Here is a 19,441-nt window from a genome sequence, read left to right as displayed (position 1 = left end):
CGTGTCCACCGCACCACCCACCACCGACGCCCCGGGCAACCGCCCGGGGCGTCGGCCCGGGTTGCGCGAGCAACAGAAGATGCGCACCCGCAACGCCATCCGCGAGGCAGCCCTGCATCTCATCGCCGAACAGGGTTACGCGAAGACGACCGTCGAGCAGATCGCCGAGACCGCCGGCGTCTCCCACACGACCTTCTTCCGCTACTTCCCCACCAAGGAACAGGTGGTGGTCGGCGGAGAACATTTCGAGTCCGAGGCGCGCGCCATCGTCGAATCGATGCCACCCGGCCTCGGGCACTTCGACCTCATCCGGCGGCTGTTCACCGAACTCCACCGCCTCACCGTCGACGACCCGTGGGTCGGCAATCCGCTTCGGATGCAACTGATCCGGTCGGAACCCCTGCTGCAGAAGACCTTTCAGGCCGAGTCCGAGCGGATGATGACCGGGATGCGGCAACTCATAGCCGACTACCTCGGCCGCGACGCCGACGACTTCGCCCTCGGCGTGTTCCTCGACGCGGTGGCCGGGGTGACCTATCGGCTCGCGACCGAAGGCGACGACAACCCAGTGGACCTGCAGATCGAGACAACCCTGCGTGCGATCGACCTTCTCGAGCAGGGTCTTCCGCTCGACTGACCCCCGGCTGCAACCGGAATGCGCCCCGGAATGCGCCCCTGAAATGCGCCCCCGGTAAGCACCCTCCAGAGCGGCGCGGGCGACATAGTGTTGTCGGTCTGGCCATGGAGGGCGTATTTCGGGGGCGGTTCCGAGGGGCGCATTTTCGTGACGCCTTTCGATCCAGTTTCCGAAAGCTGCAGTGCACGGGCATAACCCAACCTACGATGAGCTGATCCGTGCAGGAGGGATCAGCATGCGCCTCACCCGACACCTCCAGATCCGGCTCTGGCCACGCGCTCTCGCGGTCTCCGCGCTGACGTTCGTCCTTGTCGCGACGTCGTTGATCGCGGCCTCGCCGCCGACGGCCCGGGGTTTCGCCGAGGACATCTGTTACACGCCAGGGGCACCACCCCACAACTGCGCACCGTTGCCGTTCGCCTGCCCGCCGAACAACGGCGACGATCCGTTGTGCGGTATCCGCGGCGCCATCCGTTACGGCTACACGCTGCAGCAACCGCTCGGCGGACGCAGTCTTGTGCACACGGATTCGACGTACATCATGGCGCGCAAGGTGGGCTTCTCGCTGCAGGACGCCTATTGGATCGCCGCCTACAGCGAGGCCACCGACCTCGGCACCTTCGCGCCCCGTGACATGCGCAGCAACAAGGTCCCGCACGCAGCCGCGTTGACCACCAGGGACATCAGCGGCCTCGTGCGCACTCACTTCAACACCGGCGGGTTCCTCTTTCACGTGCTGCCGACGATGCGTGATCCTCGATCGCCGGTACCGAACGGGTTGCGACCCAACGTGAACGATCCGCGGCACGAAGTGATGCTCACCCACATCCGGCGCTGGGCCATGGAAGGCCCCGGCAGCGACGCACCCCTGTGCACCGGCGGTTTCACCGACCGGACCGCACGCGGCGACTTTTCCACCGGAACAACGTGTTACGGCGGTCGGAACCCGGCCCAGATCACCGGCCAGTACAGCGTCGCCTATCCGGTCACCCTCCCCTTCCAGAACGTGACCGGCCGCCAGGTCATCACCGACGGGGTGACCTCGGAGCGATTCGACTCCTACGTCGGTGAGCAGTCGGCCAACGCGCGTATCGGCATCTACATCCACGCACTCGGCGACCGGATCTCGCACCATACGTGCACCGACCGGGCCTCGATGACCCCACCGACGCCGCGACACCGCGCCTTCGACATCGACCTGGTCGATCGCGCCTGCAATCAGGGACCGCACGCGGTGCGCCACGAATACGAGACCGGCGTGGACTTCCACGATCTCGCTGCGGAGGACCGCACCACCGAGGCAGCCCTCTCGATGGTCTACGACGAGCTGGTGAACTTCGCCCGTGAGCGCGGGGTGCTGGACCCGGCAGCCACGAGCCCGGCAGCGAAGACCACGGTGGTCACCAACGGCCTGGTTCCCGCGCTCGAGCGGCGCAATCCCGAGGCCCGGATCCGCGCGGTGACCGCGGTCGGTTGCGGTCTCGGCGTGCCGGCGTTCCCGGGTAGCCCGTCCTGCTGATCCCGGCGGCCCCGGCGAGTCGCACTAGTCAGCCGAAGCGGCCTCGGACTCGTCCTCGACGTGCAGCAAGGCCTTGACGCGAACATCTCGCGTCCGCTGCAGGTGACGTGTGATCAGGTCGCGCGCCGCGGCGACATCGCGTGCCCGCATCGCGTCGATGATCTGGAGATGCTCGTCGTGGCTGTGGGACAGGTTTCCGGTCTCGGCCAGTGACTGGGTCTCGTAGGTTGCGAGCTGAGAGGTCAAGCGCTCCAACACCTCACAGATGGTGTCATTGCGTGAGGCGGCGGCGAGGACGCGATGCCAACGCCGGTGCAGCTGCCGTGCACGGTCGTGGTCGGCTTCGGCGACGGCATTCTCGTGAACGAGCGTCAGCCTCGCGAAGTCGAGCTCGGTCGCGTGCCGGATCGCCGATTCCACGGCCTCGGCCTCGAGGGCGATACGCACCTGGTAGATGTCGTAGATCTCCTCGGGCGTACGAACCCTGACCACCGCGCCGCGCGGGCCGCGTTCGACGAGACCTTCCGCCTCGAGCCGCAACAGGGCGTCACGCACCGGCGCGCGGGAAACACCGTGCCGGTTGCTGAGCGCGACTTCTTGCAGTGCGCCACCCGGGGGCGGGTTGCCGGCGAGGATCTCCTGCCGGATCACCTGATACAGAGCACCACGCCCACCCGTCGCATCGGCGTTCGATTCGCCGGCGGCCGAACCCGGCGCCGGCTCGAGAACTTCTCGTGGCACATGCCCTCCTATGGCGATGGTCGTGGCAATGGTGTCATCTGCGACATCTCACCGTCGGGGCGGTCTGTCGACCTCGTCGTTCACTGCTTCTACCGGATGCACCTCGGCTTCACGAAGTTCCCGGCCGACAAAAGCTCACGCTGCGCGGAAGTCTTGTCGCAGGCGATGGTAACGCCGTATGAGTACGTCTGTCGACATCCGTAGACATATGTTGACGGGCGCTTACCAGCCATTTCCCACGCCCGCCCGCGCCGAACCGCCCAAGGTCAGAGGAGACAGCCACGTGAACACGCCGCGTGAGCATCGCACACCCGAGAACTCCCTGATTCTCATCACCACCGCGATGGGCGTCGGGATGCACCTCGGTGCCTGGCGGTACCGGACGGGCGAGGCCTCGGACTATCTCGACCTCGAGTTCTACAAACACGTCGCCCGATCGGCGGAGCGCGGCGTCCTGCACGGACTGTTCCTCGCCGACACGCTCGCGTTGTCGGAGGAGAATCTCGAACGGCCCAACCTCGGCGCCCTCGACCCCATCGTGGTCCTCGCCGCACTGGCATCGGTCACCGACCGCCTCGGACTGGTGGCGACGTCGTCGACGACGTTCAACGAGCCGTTCAATCTTGCCCGCAGGTTCTCCGCGCTCGACCACCTCAGCGGTGGCCGGGCCGGTTTCAACGTCGTCACGACCTTCGTGCCCGACGTCGCCGCGAACTTCGGCGCGAGCGACCTGCCCCAGCACGACAACAGGTACGCCCGGGCCGAGGAGGCTATGGACGTCATCACCGCCCTCTGGCACAGCTGGGGTCAGGATGCACTGATCGGCGACAAGACCTCCGGGGTGTTCGCCGATCGCGAGCAGGTTCGGCCCATCAACCATGCCGGACAGCACTTCTCGGTCCGCGGACCGCTCACCCTCCCCCGGACCCGTCAAGGCTGGCCGGTGGTGTTCCAGGCCGGGGCGTCCGAAACCGGACGGCAACTGGCCGCTCGCACCGCCGACGCCGTGTTCACCGTCCAGAACACCCGATCGGCGGCATCGGAGTTCCGCGCCGACATCCGTCGTCGAGCCGAGGGTTTCGGCCGCCATCCGGATTCGGTGAAGGTGCTGCCGGGTCTCGTTCCCGTCATCGGACGAACCCGGGAGGAGGCGCGCGCCCGCAAACTCGCCCTCGACGAGTTGAGCGCCGACGCCGAGCTCCGCAAGCTCGCTCTCCGGATCGGAGTGCCCGTCGACGCACTGGACCTCGACAAACCACTCCCGGTTGACCTCATCCGCGCGAACCCCTCGTTCAACGCCTCGCACGGATTCCGCGACGCCGTCGTCCGGCTGGCCGTCGAGGAGAACCTCACCGTCCGAGAGGTGCTGTACCGCAACGGTGGTGGGCACGCTCAGGTCGTCGGGACACCTGACGACGTCGCCGACCTGATCATCGACTGGTACCGCAACGGGGCCGTCGACGGTTTCAACCTCATGATCGACGTCCTGCCCGACGGCCTCGACGACTTCGTCGATCTCGTGGTCCCCCGCCTCCAGGATCGCGGTGTCTTCCGAACCTCGTACCAGGGCACCACGTTCCGCGACGACCTCGGACTCTCCTCGGCCCTCCAGACCGTGTCCTGACACGGCGCCCCTCATCCCGAACACCCCACCCCCGACCCCCGACCCCCGAAGGAGAACTCATGCTGCAGATTTCCCGTATCGATCTCGCCGAGGCGAGGTCGCTCATCGCCGCGGCCACCGAACGCTCGCAAGAGATCGGCGTGCCGATGTGCATCGCGGTCGTCGACGAAAGCGGATACCTCGTCGCGTTCGACCGCATGGACACCGCGAAGATCACCAGCGTCTCCATCGCGATCGACAAGGCCTTCACCGCGGCCGGCGCCCGCAACCACACGTCGTTCTACGGCAAGGTGTCCCAGCCGGACGGACCGGCGTGGGGCATCAACCAGACCAACGACGGCCACTTCAACGTCATCGCCGGCGGAATTCCGATCATCGTGGACGGCAATGTGATCGGCGGTATCGGGATCAGTGGCGGCAACTCCGCCCAGGACGACGACGTCGCGGCTCATGCGGTGAACCGCGCCGGCGTCGGCGAGCCGGTCGAGCTACCGGTGTCGGCCGGGGCACACTGATGGCGTCGAAGTCTCTTCCGGCCGGCATCATCGGCGCCGCGCTGACCCCTTTCACCGAAGACAACCGCGTCGATCGTGCGCGCCTCGATCCGTTGCTGGACTTCATGGTCGACCACTGTGACGCGGTGTCGCTCCTGGGTGCCGAGGTCTCCGAGTACCAGATCCTCGGCGAGGCCGACCGGGTCGCGACACTTCGGGCCGCCATCGACACCGTCGACGGACGTGTTCCGGTTCTGGCCGGCGCCTCCTCACCCGATGTCGCCGAGGTCCTTCGGCTCGCCGAGTCCGCGGCGGACGCCGGCGCCGACTTCATCCAGGTCCTCATGCCCCGGCACCCGGGTGGCAACCCGGCGCGGGTGGGCGATCTGGTCGCGTTCTTCGAACGGATCGCGGCGTCGTCGCCGCTTCCGATCGTGGCCTACCACAATCCATCTCAGGGGACCGACACCGATGCCGCGACCATGGTCGAACTCTCGCTGATCGACGGCGTGGTCGGGTTCAAGGAGAGCTCGCGCGACCTGACCAAGATCGGGCGGCTGTGCGCCGAGATCGACTCGGCCGGCCACGCCCGCTACTTCACCACGATGCAGCCGCTGCTCACGACTCTGCTGCTGGGCGGTTCAGGCGCGATGATGCCGCCGCCCGGCACCCTGATCGGCGCACAGGTCGTCGGTGCGCTCCGCGACGGCGATCACGAGCGGGCTGCTCAATGGCAGCGCCACTTCCGACTGTTCCCCAGCCGGTGGGCCAAGTACGGACTGACCACCACCATGAAAGCCGCGATGGGCGCCCTCGGTCACGACCTGGGCGGTCCCGCAGCACCTTTCGGCCCGATGCCCGAAGCGGACATCGAACTCCTCGCACGACAACTCGATTCGTTCGACCTCCCATCCCCACTTGTGGCGCCGGCGACCGACGGCGCCCTCGCGAAGGGCCTGTCCTCGTGACTCATACGCTCACACCCCCGAACACCGAAACCCCAGAGCAGCGCAACGGCGGGCGGCACGCTTTCGCCGGTGCGTACCTCGGCTGGATGTTCGACGGCTACGAGACATTCGCGACCGTGCTCGTGGCGTCGTTCGTCGTCAACGACCTCGTGGGCAAGGATGCCTCGCCGTACTACGTCGGTGCCATCCTCGCGATCACCCTGCTGTCGTGGGCGATCGGCGGTCTCGCATCCGGCGTGCTCGCCGACCGTTTCGGTCGGCGGAAGGTCATGATCGTCTCGAATCTCTGGTACGCGATCTGCGCGGGACTAACCGCACTGGCACCCAGCTACGGCGTCCTCCTGGTGCTCCGCTTCCTCACCGGCCTCGGCATGGGCGCCGAGTGGGGCGGCGGCAGCTCACTGGTCGCCGAGACCGCACCTCCCCGTCGCCGCGGCCTTCGACTCGCGTTCCTGCAGAGCGGCTTCGGCATCGGCTTCCTCATCGCGACCGGTGTCTGGCAGTTAGTGAACCAGGGCAACCCGGGTGACTGGCGCTGGATGTACGCGCTCGGCGTCGTACCCGCGCTCCTGGTCCTGTACATCCGCCGGCTCGCCTCCGACTCCCCGCTGTGGGTCAAGGTCGACCAGCAGCGTCGGGCGCTGACCGAGGCCGTGTCTTCTGGCAGCGTCAGCAGCGCGAAGGCCGCTGAGTTCCTCAAGCCGTCCATCAGCCAGGTGTTCTCCCACCCCGTCTACCGCCGTCGGGTCCTGATGCTCACCCTCGGCGCGCTTGCCTCGATGATCGGCTGGTGGGCCGTCTCCACGTGGATCCCCGCCTACGCCCGCAGCATCCTCGTCGGTACCACCGACGACGTCCCCAGTGCGGTCACCCTGGTCGTGCTCGCCTACAACGCGGCCGGCATCGTCGGTTACCTGGTCAACGGATGGCTGGCCGACCTGGTCGGTCGCAAGCCGGTGATCTTCACCTTCTTCGTCGCATCAGTCGCGTTGACCCCCTGCATGTTCCTGATCCCCGACAGCAAGGGCTCGCTGATCTTCTGGGCGGCGGTGAACGGCTTCTTCACCCTCGGCCAGATGACCTGGCTGGCGCTGTACCCGAGTGAACTGTTCCCCACCAACGTGCGCGCCACGGGTATGACCCTGGTGTTCAACCTGGCGCGCTTCCCGGCCGCCATCGGCGCGCTCATCAGCGCCTCGCTGATCACCACGTTCGGTTCGATCTCCGATGCTGCCATCGTGATCGGTTGCGCAGGTTACGGTCTCGGCGTGATCGTCGCCCTGTTCCTCGGGCCGGAGACCCGCGGAACCAACCTGCCGGCACCAGTGGACATCGCCGAGATCACCAGCACCGAGGAAGGAGCCCAGCGATGACGGACTCATCGGACACCACTGCGGCGCTGCATCAGCCGCCTTCACCACTGGAGGACCCGTCGAGTCCGCTGTCGCGGATCGCTCGGCAGCCGATGATGCTGGGGTTGTTTCTCCCCACGCAGACCGGGGCCTTCTCCCAGTCGACCTACCCACGCGACACCCGCTGGGATTTCGAGTACAACCGCGAACTCACGCTGAAAGCGGAAGCGCACGGCCTCGACTTCGCCTTCGGCCTTCAACAGTGGGTGAAGAAGGGCGGATTCGGCGGTGAGACGAACTATCGGGAGAACTTCCTGGACCCGTTCATCTCGACCATCGCACTCGCACCGCTGACGACGCGGCTGGTCACGATCTCGACGGTCCACGTGCTGTACGGGTCCCTGCATCCGCTGTACCTGGCCCGTTTCGCCGCCACCGCCGATCACATCGCACAGGGACGGTTCGGCCTCAACATCGTGACCGGTTACGACGCCCGCGAACCGCTCATGTTCGGCATGCAGCGCATCGAGCACGACGAACGATACGCCCGCGCGGACGAATTCGCCTCGATCATGGAAGACCTGTGGGCCGGTGAAGAGGACCTGACCTTCCACGGCCGGTGGTACGACCTCGAGAGCGCCTACGTGTCGCCGCGTCCGGTCCACGGGCGCCCGATCATGGTGTCGGCCAGCGCATCGGCGGCAGGTTTCGCCTACGCCGCCGACCATTCCGACATCGTCTTCACCTCGAGCCGGTCGGGGGCGCCGTATGCCGATGCGATGCGGTCGATCCCGACGATCACCAAGGAGATCGACGAGGCCTACGACCGGACCGGTAGGCAGCACAAGACGATCATCTTCCCGATGGTCATCTGCAAGGAGACCCGCGAAGAGGCCTACGCCTACCGCGATGCGATCACGGCCCGCGCCGACACCGCGTCGATCGTCAACTACGACGCGCGGCACCGCGCGGGCGACGCACAGGGATGGCCCGAACACGTGCCGTCCGACCGTGTTCTGGGCGGACACGTCCAGATCATCGGCAGTCCCACCGATGTGGCGGACCAGCTCGAGGGGTTGCACGAAGCCGGCATCGACGGTGCGCAGCTGGGCTTCTACGACTACGGTCCGGAACTCGACTTCTTCGCCGAAGCCGTGCTCCCGATCCTCGAGGCCCGCGGCCTGCGTATCCCCGACCCGATCGTCAGCAACCCCCGAGAGGCGGTGGCCGCGATGACCGCCGTCTCGTCCACCGAACCGGTGCTGGTCCGGGCCGAACACGATGGCCCGATCACGACAGTCACACTCTCCAACCCGGAACGTGCCAACGCTCTCACCTATGGTGCGATGCAGCAGTTCATCGAAGGGTTGCGGGCCGCTCACAGCAATCGGTCGCTGCTGCTGATCATCCGGGCCGAGGGTGACGACTTCACCGTCGGACGCGATCAGAAGGAGAAGGTCCCCGGTGTCACCAAAGCGCAGTCGCTGGGACTGATCCTCGAGGCCAACGCGTTGTTGCGCGGGTTCCCCGGCATCAGCGTCTCCGTGATCCGTGGCCGCGCCCTCGGGTTCGGCAGCGGGATCTCGGTGCAGTCCGATCTGTCCATCGCCGCCGACACGGCCACCCTCGGGTTCGACGAGGTGCGCCACGGCCTCGCCCCCTTGGTCGTCGCCGAATACCTGCCGCCGCTCATCGGACCTCGCGCCACCGCGGACCTCATCTACACGGGGCGGGACGTCTCGGCCTCGGAGGCACTCGCAATCGGTCTCGTCAGCCGCGTCGTGCCCGAGGCCGACCTGGAGGCCGAGGCCCGTGGTCTCTGTGACTCCCTGGTGGCCGGTGAACCCGGCGCGCTCCGGCTGATGAAGAGTTACTCAGCCCGCCTGCGGGCCGGGGGCATCGCCGATCCGCAGGCCGCGGCCGTCGCTGAGCTCGACACCTGGCTGTCGGCCGGGCGCCCCGCGTTCCCGGACGTCCCGGAGAATCCCGCCGCCCGATAGTGGAACCCGATAGTCGAGCCCGATAGTCGGACCGGGCGCCCCTCGCCGCTCATCAGAGTCGGGGAGGGGCGCCGCCGCGTCCCGGCCGTTCGTCCGGCGAAACAACATCTACGATCGTGAGGTGACCTCGGACAGCGTCGCCAGACCCCGCACGACCTCCGCACCCCGCCCGCGCCGGCGGACCCTCGTGCGGCTGTTCGCGCCCGTCATCGCGACCGCTGCCGCCGTCGCAGCAACCGCCGCACTGGTGGCCCCGACGCAGGCCGCCCCCGCGAAGCCCGCTCCGGCGCCGTTCCCGATCGGCGACCTCGCGCGGCTCTACCCGTCGGACATCTCCTCGTTCCCCGGCGGCATCTACCTGCAGCCCATCGAGACGTTCAGTGCACTACGCCGGGACCACCCCGAGATCATGGCGCAGAACCTCGACAAGGTCGTGGCCATCAACCAGGCCGCGGACGATGACCCCGCCCTGCAGCGACGCGCACTCACCGACGCCCACGACGATCCGCTCGTGACGATGTCCGACGCGTTCGGACAGAAACTCGGCCGCCACTTCCGCGACGCTCTGGCCGCCGGCCGACTGCCCAAGACGACGTCGATCTTCAGCGACTACCTGGCCCGCGGTGGTGGGATCGCCAACACGACGCTGGTCGAAAAGTACGTCTTCGATAACGACCGCCCATTCGTCGTCGCCCCCAAGCGAATCCGGAAGTACACCCGCGCCGGCGCGAACGAGTACGACGCACTCGGAATGAACCCGTCGTTCCCGTCCGGGCACGCGGGCATGTTCTTCTGGCGCGGAACCCTTCTCGCCCTGATGCTCCCCGAGTTCGCCCCGCAGTTCCTCACGCGCGCTTCCGAAGGCGGTTATCACCGCGTGGTGCTCGGCGTGCACTACCCGCTCGACGTGATCGGCGGAGCGATGGTCGGTCAGGCGGCGGCCGCCGACCGGTGGAACGACCCGGAGTTCAACCGGTTGCTCCGCGCTTCCGCCGCCGAGATCCGTCGTGAGCTCGAATGGCGTTGCGGCGCCCCGTTGTCCGCCTGCATCGACCAGGACACCCCGTATCTCACCGACGACGAGGCGAAGCGCATCTACACCGAGCGCCTCACCTACGGCTTCGACCGGGTCTCCTCACCGACGCATCGAATGGTGGTCCCGCAGCAGGCCGTCGACATGATCGCCCCCGCCTTCCCGTCGCTGTCCGACGCGCAGCGGCGCCAGATCCTCGTCGCGACAGCGCATCCCGCCGGCTACCCGCTCGACGATCAGCGCCCGGGCCGCGCCTCCTGGCAGCGACTCGACCTCGTCCGGGCTTACACAGCCCGGGTGGCCGTCGACGCCGACGGCCACCTCACCGTTGACTGACGACGCTTCCCTCTTTCCTTCAGTGAATCGTTTGTCCCACTGCGCGTTGCGAACTCACCTCGCGTACACCTCGTCGTACCGATCTGGATCAGAGTGTGTCCAGTTTTTCGTCCTCCTCGACGAGCCCGCGGCCGGCCTCGACACCCACGAGAGCCGCGACTTCGGTGCCGAACTGCGTCGCATCGCTGCCACCGGCATCGGCATCCTCCTCATCGACCATGACATGTCGCTGGTCCTCGACGTCTGCGACCGCCTCTATGTGCTCGACTTCGGGAAGGTCATCGCCAGTGGCACACCCGCGGCCATCCAGGACGATCCGGCGGTGATCTCCGCGTACCTGGGCAGCCCGGAGGTGGACCCGGATGCGGTCGCCGAACTCGACGCGTCCGGGACATTCATCGAATCAACAGATCTGGCAACCGAAACCGAACCGACCTCGTCCGAGGAGAACCGATGAGCACGCCGTCCGACGCCTCCTCGGCCACCCCCGTCCTCGAACTCGACGACATCACCGTCGGTTACGGCGGGGTGCCGGCCGTGCGCGGCCTGAGTGCCTCGGTCCGCGCCGGGGAGATCCTGGCCCTGCTCGGACCGAACGGCGCAGGCAAGACGACCACCCTGCTCGCCACCGTCGGCGCCCTTCCGCTGATGTCGGGCTCCGTGACCGCGCTCGGGGAGCCGATCGACCATCACATCGAACGCAACGCCCGCCGCGGCGTGACCCTGGTCCCCGACACCCGCGGCCTCTTCCACAAGCTGTCGGTCTCGGACAACCTGCGACTGGCCAAGCGCAAGAACGGAACCGACCTCGACACGGTCGTCGGGTACTTCCCGAAGCTCAAGACCATGCGCTCTCGTCATTGCGGCAATCTCTCCGGCGGTGAGCAGCAGATGCTCGCCCTGGCCAAGGCGCTGCTCGCGCGTCCGCGGGTTCTGCTCATCGACGAGATGAGTCTCGGTCTGTCTCCGGTCGCCGTGCAGGATCTGCTACCGCGGCTACGCTCGTTCGCGGACGAACACCAGATGGCGGTGGTCCTCGTCGAACAGCACATCGACCTCGCCCTCGGGATCGCGGACTCGGCGATCGTCCTCCATCACGGCCGGGTGGCCCTGTCGGCGAGTGCCGCCGAACTTCGCAGCCGACGGGACAAAGTGGAGGCCGCTTACTTCGGTCGGACCATAGAGGAACAGGCCTCCTGAGGCCGGACACGACGAACGCCACCACCGACGAATCCGGGGACGCCGTGGTCACCGCCGACGATCGATCTGCAGAGGGGACCGAACGGTCCTCCGGGGGACGCGCCGAGCACGAACGCCCGGCGCGCAGCACCCGGAATCGCCCGACCGACGAGCAACTTCTCGATGCGGCCTGCGAGGTGATCGCCGAGGTGGGCGCCGACCGCGCGACGATGACCGCGATCGCCGAGCGCGGTGCCACCACCCGGGTGACGCTCTACGCACACTTCGGGTCCCGCGATGATCTCGTCGCCCGCGTGATCAGCCGCGAGCTCGACACCTTCACCTCGTTCATGTTCCGCGTCTACGACGAGAGCGAGGAGATGCCGTACGGGGCGCGAGCGCGCTACTCGGTGCGATGCCTGTTCGACTACGCCCGAAATCATCCCGCGGGTCTGCGGGTCCTCATGGGACACCGTGAGGGCCACGGCAACCGGCGCCTGTACGCCGCTCTCGAGCCGAGGATCTCCGCACGGCTGCGGAAGAACTACGCCGAGCGCGGCACCCGGATCGCCGCCGGCGCGGACGCCCTCGCATCGTTGCTGCTCGGCATGAGCCTCGACGTCGCGCATCGTGCCCTCATCGCCGACGGCGCCGGCATCGACGCAGCCTGCGACCTCGCCATCACCGCCACCATGGCCGTGCTCCGCGACGTCCGGCCGGAACAGCTCCAGGCACTCGACGCGTCGCTCGGACAGCGCTGACACCCTGACCAGGACCTCTGCCCAGAGGCTCCGTCCGAGATGGTCCAAGACGATCCAAGACGGTCCAAGACCCGGACAAGTCGACCCCAAGTTCCCCACAAGCGGACCGGGCGATTCTTTCTCCTGTCACACGAACCCCCACGGTCGACCGCCCCGGCACCCCCGGACGACGACCGCCCAGGAGAGGAAACCGCATGTCCCGCCAGCAGAACACCCAGCCCGACACCGATCGCCTCGAGATCGCGCAGATGCACCACGCGCAGATCGGTCCCGTTCCCGGCCCCCGCCGGCCGCTGTGGCAGATCGGCCGACGTGCCACCGTCATCGTCGCCTGTCTGGGCTTCAGCGCCCTCGCGGCCTGCAGCTTCAGCATCGGCTCTCAGACCGTCGAGGAAGCCTCCGACATCGACGTCGGCGAGTGCCTGCAGATCGGCGAGGAGGCCGGCGAGGGCAAGGTGAAGGCCACCAAGGAGGACTGCGAGGGCACCGAGGGCCTCACCTTCTTCGCCGCCGACAAGGTGGCGTCCGACTCGGAATGCACCGCCGACTACACCTCGACCCTCACCTTCGCCGACGGCGACCAGAAGCTCTGCATGACACCGAATTTCGCGACCGACACCTGCTATCAGATCCCGATCAACGGCGGGAAGCTCGCGGACTACCGCGAGGTCGAATGTGGCGCCTCCCCGGTCGAGAACACGGTCATCGCCAAGACGGTCAGCCGCGGTGACGGGTCGATCAGCTGCCCGGATGATCAGACGAAGTGGACCTTCGCGCAGCCCGTCTCGATCGGTTACTGCCTGACCGAGGACGTCACCGCTGCAGGCGCATTCGGCGGTTGAGCGGGCGGCCCGTCGACCGGGGGCCGGCCCGACGATGCGGAGGCGGCGGCCGCGTCGACCAATCCGTGGGTGACCCGGTAGTCGTCGCGCATCCGGGCCATCTCGGCATCGCGCACGCGGTAGGCCATCTCGACCCGACGACGAGCGCGCCGTGCGCCGCCGACACGCTGCGCCGCTCCGGCGAGCGCGAGAACCGGGCCGATCCGGCCGAGGACGTGTTTGACCCTCCCGTCCGGGATGCCCAGGGCGTCGGCGTCATGGTCGCCGACGAACACCCGCTGCAATCCGTACATGAGGTTGGTGGCCAATCGATCTCGCAGGATACGCGGACCGGGCAGTACGTTGGCGAGCTCGGGGGCGAGGTAGTCCTCGGTGAGCGCGACCACGAAGTCGTGATCATCGTGCCCCGGCCCCGGTGACGTCAGGCGGTACAGCTCCTCGATACGGACGTGGTCGGCCTCGCACCGCGGATTGAGTTCGGGACTCATGCCCACGACATGGCCGACGTAACGCCAGAGGTGGTAGATGTCGTCGAGTTCGCGGTCGGTGAACCGGACTCCGAGGGTGTGCATCGCGTCGATCGCGATGTGTCCGAACTCGGCGACCGTGAAGGCCATGTACGGCTGCGGAATCGGCACACCCCAAGCATTTTCGTCCCAATCTCCGCGCTCCCACAGCATGCGCCGTACGTGCGCATGGATCATGCGGACCGGCACGGTGTAAGCGAAACCGTCTCCGTCGCGCCGCATCCCGCCCGGGGTGATCACCTGACTCAGCCACTCCCCGACCTCCACCGACCGCATCGCCGGCTGCGACACATAGCGTCCGGTGATCGCAAGGCGTTTGGCGGCGATCGTGTTTCCCGCACCGCGCACCAGTGAGGCCGCGCCCAGTACGATGCCGAGCGGTGCGGTGTTCACGATGAGCGCATCCGCGGCCCGGGCCATCCGATCGTGGTCGACCTAGTCCGGTTCGTCGTCGAGAAAGGCGAACAGGGCCCGCATCGACTCGGTGGACTCGTCGAGCGAGGAGATCCCGGCGGCGAGCGCCTGCCGGAGCACGGAGGTCGTCGAGCCGCCCGGATGTGAGTCGGCCGCCACCGCGTCGGCGAGCGGATCGGCGAGCCACATCTGGTCGAGCCAGACCCGTCCGGCCTTCCCGTATCGCTGCACGGCCAGATCGGGATTCACCAGATCAGTCGGTATCCGCTCCATGACTCAATGAGAACACGGGCGTGCTCACTTTCCCTACCGTTTCCCGCTCCCGCCGGGAGCGCCTCAGAGACTGCGCTGTTTCGCGTACTCCGCCATCGCCGCGCGCTCACCGTCGTGATCCGGGTAGAAGAAGAAGACGATGGCGGCGCCCACCAGCACGATCGCCGCGGCGGCGCCGTAGGCGCGGTTGTCCCCGTGCACGAAGGCGTCCCGGGCGGCTCCGATGATCTGATCGGCGTACTGGGGATAACGCTCGGCGAGTATCTCTGCGCTGGAGAAGGACTTGGTCAGCGCTGCCTCGGTCTGTTCGGTGACCTGATTCGCCTGCGGGGAGTTCGCGATCGTCTCCCGCAACTGGTGGGCGTAACCGGCCGTCAGGATCGCGCCGAGCGTCGACTGCAGGATGGCTCCGCCGAGGTCTCGTTGCAGGTCCGACATGCTCGACGCCATGCCCGCGCGCTGGACGGGCACCGACCCGGTGAGCGACTGCGACGCCGGGGTGCCGGCCAGGCCCACGCCGATGCCGACGAGGACGTACACGAGCCCGACGTGCCAGAAGTGCGCGTGCTCGTCCCAGGTGAGCATCGCGAACACCAGCCCGAGCACGATGAAGGCGTACCCGGACAGCAGGGTGAACCGAGATCCCATGCTGTGCACCAATGTGGCCGACCGCGGCGCGACGATGACCATCGCTCCGGCGGCGGGCAGGATCGTCGCACCCGCGGCGAGGGTCGAGTAACCGAGCACGTTCTGCATGTACTGCTGGCCGATGAACATCGCACCCATGAGCGTGCCGAAGACGATGAGTCCGCCGAGCGCCGCGACCCAGAAGGTTCGACGGGACGCGATGCGGAGATCGAAGAGCGGAACACGCACGCGGAGTTGGCGCCACACGAATCCGGCGCCGGCGACGACCGCGATCGCGGCGAGGATGTAGACCTGCAGTCGCTGATCGCTGTTGGGCGCGAAGTTGATCGCGAGGACCAGCGCCCCGACCATCACGATCGAGACGATGCCGCCGAGGTTGTCGACGACCGCCGCCTCGTCACCGGTGTCGTCGGGCACCAGCCACCAGGCCGCCGCCAGCGCGAGCACCGCCAACGGCAGGGTCACCAGGAACACCGAATGCCAGTCGAACACCTCGAGCAGACCACCCGACATCACCGGGCCGAGCGCGGAGATCGCGCCGCCGAACGCCGACCAGGCGGCGATCGCCCGGGTGCGCTTCGGCCCCGACCACAGCGCGGTGATCACCGCGAGGGTCGTCGGGAAGGCCAGACCGGCCGCGATTCCCCCGAGCAGTCGGGCACCGAACAGCACCTCGACGTTCGGCGCGAAGCCGGCCACCAGCGACGCCGGAATCGACAGCGCCATGCCGAACACGAGCATTCGCTTGCGGCCGTGGCGATCTCCGAGCGCACCGAAGTACAGCACCGACGCGGCGAGACCCAGCGAGTACCCGACCGCGATGAGGTTGAGTTGCGTCGAACTGGCGTCGAGATCCTTGCCGATGTCCGGCAGCGCGACGTTGGCCACCGCGAGATTGATGTTGGCCACGCCCGCAACGAGGATCAGGGCGACGAGGATGGCACGCGCGCGTGCCGGTGCCGTACCGGTGTCAACCTCGGGCGTCGTCGACGTCATCGGTGAATCGTACGTGCGGAATCACTGCCAGAGCAGGACTTCCGCACGTCAGCGGCACGGAATTGCCACGCCCCGGGGAGCCTCGACCCCCGGGACGCGATCGTCGTGCCGTCAGATGCAGATGTTGAAGGACAGTGAACCCAACGGGACACCGAAGCAGAGCGCCACGGAACCCATGACGGGTTGCGCCTCCACCGGCGCCGCTGCGGCCATGGGCGCACCGGCGAATGCGAGTGCGCCTGCCGCGGCGACAGTGGTGATCCCGACGGTCAGACGACGAGTGATCTTGGATGTGTACATAGCGAGCCCCCTCGAGCACGTTTCCCCCACACCGAACCCCGCTCACGTGACCCATCGCCGCAGGTGGTGCTAGGTTTCGAGTCTACGCCGCCAGGTCAAGAGATCGTGTCGCACATCTGGAGGACATCGAGCGGAACCGCCGTCGATGACCGGGCTCAGAGGCTGATCCGCAGGCCGTCCCATTCGTGGTCGTGCATGAAGCCCTCGGCGAGCCCGACCCGGTACTTCACACAGCTGCGGAGGATTCCCGCGTAGGCGAGCGGGAGCAGGACCGCCGGTTTCTGGTCGCCGGACCGGGTGATCACGTCCGACGCGCCGCGGAAGTCACGCGCGAACTGGCGGAACGACCGGCCGTTGCGGGAGGGCGCGCGCCACCCGTAGAGCATCATGCCGAGCCCGATCATCTTGTCGACACCGGGTGCGGGAGTGATGATCTCGGCATCGGGGTCCGAGGTACCGAGGAAGGCTCGATCCACGCCGTCCTCCGGGGAGAACATCATGATGCCGCTCGTCGCACGTGGATTGCACTCGATGCAGAACAGATCCTTGTCCGGTCCGTCCTCGATGAAATCGAAGCCGATCTGCCCGGTGAAGTTGACGCGCTTGACGATATCGGCGACCCACGCCCGGATACGAGGATGGTCGACGGACCGGAAGTTCAGGCATGAGCTGCCGTCGATCGCGTAGTCGACCGGATAGGTGGCGTGCGCGTAGATCCGGCCCTCGTGGCACACCGAGTAGGTGCAGTACTTGTCGCCCGAGACCCACTCCTGCGCGACCCACGGGTTCTGCTCGTCGTGCTCCAACCAGGTGAGCGGATCCCCCGGCTGCACCTTGTGCACCTTCTGCGAACCGCGCGAGTAACACCGCTTGAGCGCGAAGGGCTTGTCGAAGTCGAGCGAACCCGCGTCTTCGGGTCCGGCGACCCGCGCGAACTTGCGGGTGGGGATTCCGAGTTCGACGAGCAGTTCCTGGAATTCGTACTTGTGGTGCAGCCGGTTCTCGATGTCGAAATCGGAGAGGAAGAGCCGACACTTCGGCGGGAACAATTCGGCCAGCATCGCGATGATGTCGGTTTCCTCGTGCACCGGGATCACCATGTCGACGTCGTTCTCCTCGACGATCCGCGCGAGGGCTCGGCAGTATTCGAGCGGCTCGAACTTCGGCGGCGGAACACGATGGAATTCGCCCACCGAGTTGGAGAATCTGCTGATGGCGACGGGTATCGAGTCGACGGTCGTCACACGATGACCACCCGCGGCCATGAGTCGTGCGAGTTCCAGTGAGAGGAACGACCGACCGAAGGTGATCAGTACATGAGCTCGTCCGGCGCTGTCCACCCGTCAGAGTCTAGGGGGTACCCCGGACCCTGCCGCGCCGCGTCGGCTCCTACGCCTGTTGAATGGAATCGGACACTGCGGGAATATTCGGTACCGGCCTGTCGGTTCGTCCTGTTAGTTTCCGCACGACCGCACTCGGTGCCGGTCGAGCCTGTGGTGGCAGGCAGTCGGATCGGGCGACGGCCCGGATGACCTCGAGAACCGGGGTCGACGGACCGAGTTGGAGGAGGCATGCAACTGTTCGTGGTCGGCGTCATCGCGGCATGCCTTGCCGCAGTCGCCTACGGGATGTCGACGGTACTCCGTGCGCTCGGCGCGCGTCGTGTCGCCGCGACCGCCGCCGAACAGGGCAAGGGCATCACCACCGAGACCGGGGCACCCACCATCTCCTCGACGATGTCGACCTTCGTCGATCCCGCCTTCATCCTCGGCACCACGATGGTCGTCTTCGGTTTCGCGGGCGGCGCACTCGCCGCGCGTTTCCTCCCCCTCTTCCTGTCGCAGACGATCGTGTCCGCGAACCTCGTCGTCACCGCGCTCCTCGGCACGATCATCCTCAACATCGCCCTGCACACCCGCGAATGGGTCGCGATCTGGCTCGTCGTGATGTCGCTGTGTCTGCTCGGTGTCTCGTCGTCGCATCACACCGGCGGTGGTGAAGAGGTCGGTTTCCACTGGGGTCTGTTCCTGGCCACCGTCGCGCTGTGCGCTTTCGCGCTCGTGGCCGTCTACAACCTCGGCTCGACCGCAGGCGCCCTCGTCGGCGGTGCTGCCGCAGGCCTGCTGTTCGGCATCATCGCCATCGCGGTCCGGATCCTCGACGGCGTCGACCCGTTCGATCCGGTCGCCCTGCTGACCGACCCGGCGGCGTGGACCATCGCGGCGGCCGGCGCGGTCGGCTTCTACATCCAGACCGTCGCGCTACAGCTCGGCGCCGTCAACGGCGTGACCGCCGTGTTGGTGGTCGGCGAGACCGCCGGGCCGAGCCTGGTCGGCGTCGTGTTCCTCGAGGACACGGCCAAGCCGGGACTCGGCTGGCTTGCCATCCTCGGTTTCGTCGGCGCCGTCATCGGCGCCGTGCTGGTGGCCTGGTACGGCTCGGTCGACCCCGATCATCTCGGCGAAGCACCGCCGATGAAGGGCGGCTGGCGTCGCGGGCGCGAGGAACCGGAGGACTCCGAGTCCGAAGAGCTGGGTTCCGAGGAATTCGACCCCGCGGAACTCGACGCCGAGCAATTCGACCCCGAAGAGTTCGACCCGGATGCGTTCGAAGCGGAGGCCTTCGAAGCGGAGTTCCGCAGCGACCCGGACGATCCCGGCGCTCGCGCCGGCAAGCGCGGACCGCGTCCCGACGCCCCCGAGTCGGACGATCGATCCGTCGGCAGCCGGGACTCGCGGCACAACTGACCGCCGGCGTCCATCGCCGCGAAGTGGTTGACACCCGTTCCGCCGGTGGA

16 protein-coding genes and 2 pseudogenes are annotated in these 19,441 nt (G+C 67.4%); 13 read left to right on the top strand and 5 right to left on the bottom strand.

Translation table 11 applies throughout. From position 1 onward, the window contains the following. Position 1 precedes the first annotated feature (1 nt). Together M1L58_RS12455 and M1L58_RS12450 are read left to right on the top strand one after the other, a co-directional pair. Positions 2-637 carry a TetR family transcriptional regulator gene (locus M1L58_RS12455; protein WP_248659106.1) on the top strand — a complete coding sequence of 212 codons (636 nt, stop codon included), beginning with the start codon at positions 2-4 and terminating at the stop codon, positions 635-637. A gap of 235 nt (positions 638-872) precedes the next feature. Beyond that, entirely contained in the window at positions 873-2,156 is a 1,284-nt protein-coding gene (locus M1L58_RS12450) for a hypothetical protein (RefSeq protein WP_248659105.1), read from the top strand. 24 nt (positions 2,157-2,180) lie between these two features. Here M1L58_RS12450 and M1L58_RS12445 read toward each other — a convergent pair whose 3' ends face one another. Then, complete coding sequence (locus M1L58_RS12445; protein WP_248659104.1) at positions 2,181-2,897, bottom strand: GntR family transcriptional regulator; 717 nt, start codon at positions 2,895-2,897, stop codon at positions 2,181-2,183. A gap of 283 nt (positions 2,898-3,180) precedes the next feature. On the opposite strand from M1L58_RS12445, the gene M1L58_RS12440 reads away from it, so the two are divergent. The 10 genes and pseudogenes from M1L58_RS12440 (at position 3,181) to M1L58_RS12395 (ending at position 13,486) form a co-directional block, all read left to right on the top strand. Further along, entirely contained in the window at positions 3,181-4,521 is a 1,341-nt protein-coding gene (locus tag M1L58_RS12440) for an LLM class flavin-dependent oxidoreductase (protein ID WP_248659103.1), read from the top strand. A 59-nt stretch (positions 4,522-4,580) separates the two neighbouring features. Continuing rightward, positions 4,581-5,036, top strand: a complete 456-nt coding sequence (locus M1L58_RS12435; RefSeq protein WP_006868876.1) for a GlcG/HbpS family heme-binding protein — start codon at positions 4,581-4,583, stop codon at positions 5,034-5,036. After that, positions 5,036-5,983 carry a dihydrodipicolinate synthase family protein gene (locus M1L58_RS12430; RefSeq protein WP_248659102.1) on the top strand — a complete coding sequence of 316 codons (948 nt, stop codon included), beginning with the start codon at positions 5,036-5,038 and terminating at the stop codon, positions 5,981-5,983. Before M1L58_RS12435 ends, M1L58_RS12430 begins: the two co-directional genes overlap by 1 nt. Continuing rightward, on the top strand, positions 5,980-7,356 hold the full coding sequence (locus M1L58_RS12425) for an MFS transporter (protein ID WP_248659101.1): 1,377 nt from the start codon (positions 5,980-5,982) through the stop codon (positions 7,354-7,356). The genes M1L58_RS12430 and M1L58_RS12425 overlap by 4 nt, the downstream gene beginning before the upstream one ends. Beyond that, positions 7,353-9,335, top strand: a complete 1,983-nt coding sequence (locus M1L58_RS12420) for an LLM class flavin-dependent oxidoreductase (RefSeq protein WP_248659100.1) — start codon at positions 7,353-7,355, stop codon at positions 9,333-9,335. Before M1L58_RS12425 ends, M1L58_RS12420 begins: the two co-directional genes overlap by 4 nt. A gap of 187 nt (positions 9,336-9,522) precedes the next feature. After that, positions 9,523-10,704 carry a phosphatase PAP2 family protein gene (locus M1L58_RS12415; protein ID WP_374112711.1) on the top strand — a complete coding sequence of 394 codons (1,182 nt, stop codon included), beginning with the start codon at positions 9,523-9,525 and terminating at the stop codon, positions 10,702-10,704. 109 nt (positions 10,705-10,813) lie between these two features. Next, positions 10,814-11,161, top strand: a pseudogene (locus tag M1L58_RS12410) (ABC transporter ATP-binding protein); the annotation flags it as partial. Beyond that, positions 11,158-11,904, top strand: a complete 747-nt coding sequence (locus tag M1L58_RS12405) for an ABC transporter ATP-binding protein (RefSeq protein WP_248659099.1) — start codon at positions 11,158-11,160, stop codon at positions 11,902-11,904. The pseudogene M1L58_RS12410 and the gene M1L58_RS12405, both read left to right, overlap by 4 nt. A gap of 44 nt (positions 11,905-11,948) precedes the next feature. Then, positions 11,949-12,644: a TetR/AcrR family transcriptional regulator gene (locus M1L58_RS12400; protein ID WP_248659098.1), complete on the top strand. Its 696-nt coding sequence runs from the start codon at positions 11,949-11,951 to the stop codon at positions 12,642-12,644. Between the two features lie 194 nt (positions 12,645-12,838). Next, entirely contained in the window at positions 12,839-13,486 is a 648-nt protein-coding gene (locus M1L58_RS12395; RefSeq protein ID WP_248659097.1) for a pyridine nucleotide-disulfide oxidoreductase, read from the top strand. Here the strand turns inward: M1L58_RS12395 and M1L58_RS12390 are convergent. The 4 genes and pseudogenes from M1L58_RS12390 to M1L58_RS12375 form a co-directional block, all read right to left on the bottom strand. After that, a pseudogene (locus M1L58_RS12390) lies at positions 13,438-14,700 on the bottom strand (oxygenase MpaB family protein). The gene M1L58_RS12395 and the pseudogene M1L58_RS12390 sit on opposite strands and share 49 nt — an antisense overlap. Positions 14,701-14,763: 63 nt before the next feature. Then, a complete protein-coding gene (locus M1L58_RS12385) occupies positions 14,764-16,344 on the bottom strand; it encodes an MFS transporter (RefSeq protein WP_248659096.1) in 1,581 nt (526 codons plus the stop codon). A 111-nt stretch (positions 16,345-16,455) separates the two neighbouring features. Then, complete coding sequence (locus tag M1L58_RS12380) at positions 16,456-16,644, bottom strand: hypothetical protein (RefSeq protein ID WP_006868862.1); 189 nt, start codon at positions 16,642-16,644, stop codon at positions 16,456-16,458. Between the two features lie 155 nt (positions 16,645-16,799). Continuing rightward, entirely contained in the window at positions 16,800-17,984 is a 1,185-nt protein-coding gene (locus M1L58_RS12375; RefSeq protein WP_248659095.1) for an ATP-grasp domain-containing protein, read from the bottom strand. 231 nt (positions 17,985-18,215) lie between these two features. Between M1L58_RS12375 and M1L58_RS12370 the strand changes: the two genes are divergently transcribed. Beyond that, positions 18,216-19,391, top strand: coding sequence for an EamA/RhaT family transporter (locus M1L58_RS12370; RefSeq protein ID WP_248659094.1), 1,176 nt, complete (start codon positions 18,216-18,218; stop codon positions 19,389-19,391). Positions 19,392-19,441 lie beyond the last annotated feature (50 nt).

This window comes from Gordonia sp. C13 (assembly GCF_023218005.1).
In the GTDB taxonomy this organism is placed as follows: Bacteria; Actinomycetota; Actinomycetes; order Mycobacteriales; family Mycobacteriaceae; genus Gordonia; species Gordonia namibiensis.
The sequence above is the reverse complement of the archived record's forward strand: the minus strand, read 5'-3'. Positions and strand labels throughout refer to the sequence as shown.

Bases quoted from the DNA above. Each gene is read 5' to 3' on its own strand.
- M1L58_RS12450 (WP_248659105.1), top strand. From the start codon at position 873: ATGCGCCTCACCCGACACCTCCAGATCCGGCTCTGGCCACGCGCTCTC.
- M1L58_RS12435 (WP_006868876.1), top strand. From the start codon at position 4,581: ATGCTGCAGATTTCCCGTATCGATCTCGCCGAGGCGAGGTCGCTCATC.
- M1L58_RS12430 (WP_248659102.1), top strand. From the start codon at position 5,036: ATGGCGTCGAAGTCTCTTCCGGCCGGCATCATCGGCGCCGCGCTGACC.
- M1L58_RS12420 (WP_248659100.1), top strand. From the start codon at position 7,353: ATGACGGACTCATCGGACACCACTGCGGCGCTGCATCAGCCGCCTTCA.
- M1L58_RS12405 (WP_248659099.1), top strand. From the start codon at position 11,158: ATGAGCACGCCGTCCGACGCCTCCTCGGCCACCCCCGTCCTCGAACTC.
- M1L58_RS12395 (WP_248659097.1), top strand. From the start codon at position 12,839: ATGTCCCGCCAGCAGAACACCCAGCCCGACACCGATCGCCTCGAGATC.
- M1L58_RS12385 (WP_248659096.1), bottom strand. From the start codon at position 16,344: ATGACGTCGACGACGCCCGAGGTTGACACCGGTACGGCACCGGCACGC.
- M1L58_RS12380 (WP_006868862.1), bottom strand. From the start codon at position 16,644: ATGTACACATCCAAGATCACTCGTCGTCTGACCGTCGGGATCACCACT.
- M1L58_RS12370 (WP_248659094.1), top strand. From the start codon at position 18,216: ATGCAACTGTTCGTGGTCGGCGTCATCGCGGCATGCCTTGCCGCAGTC.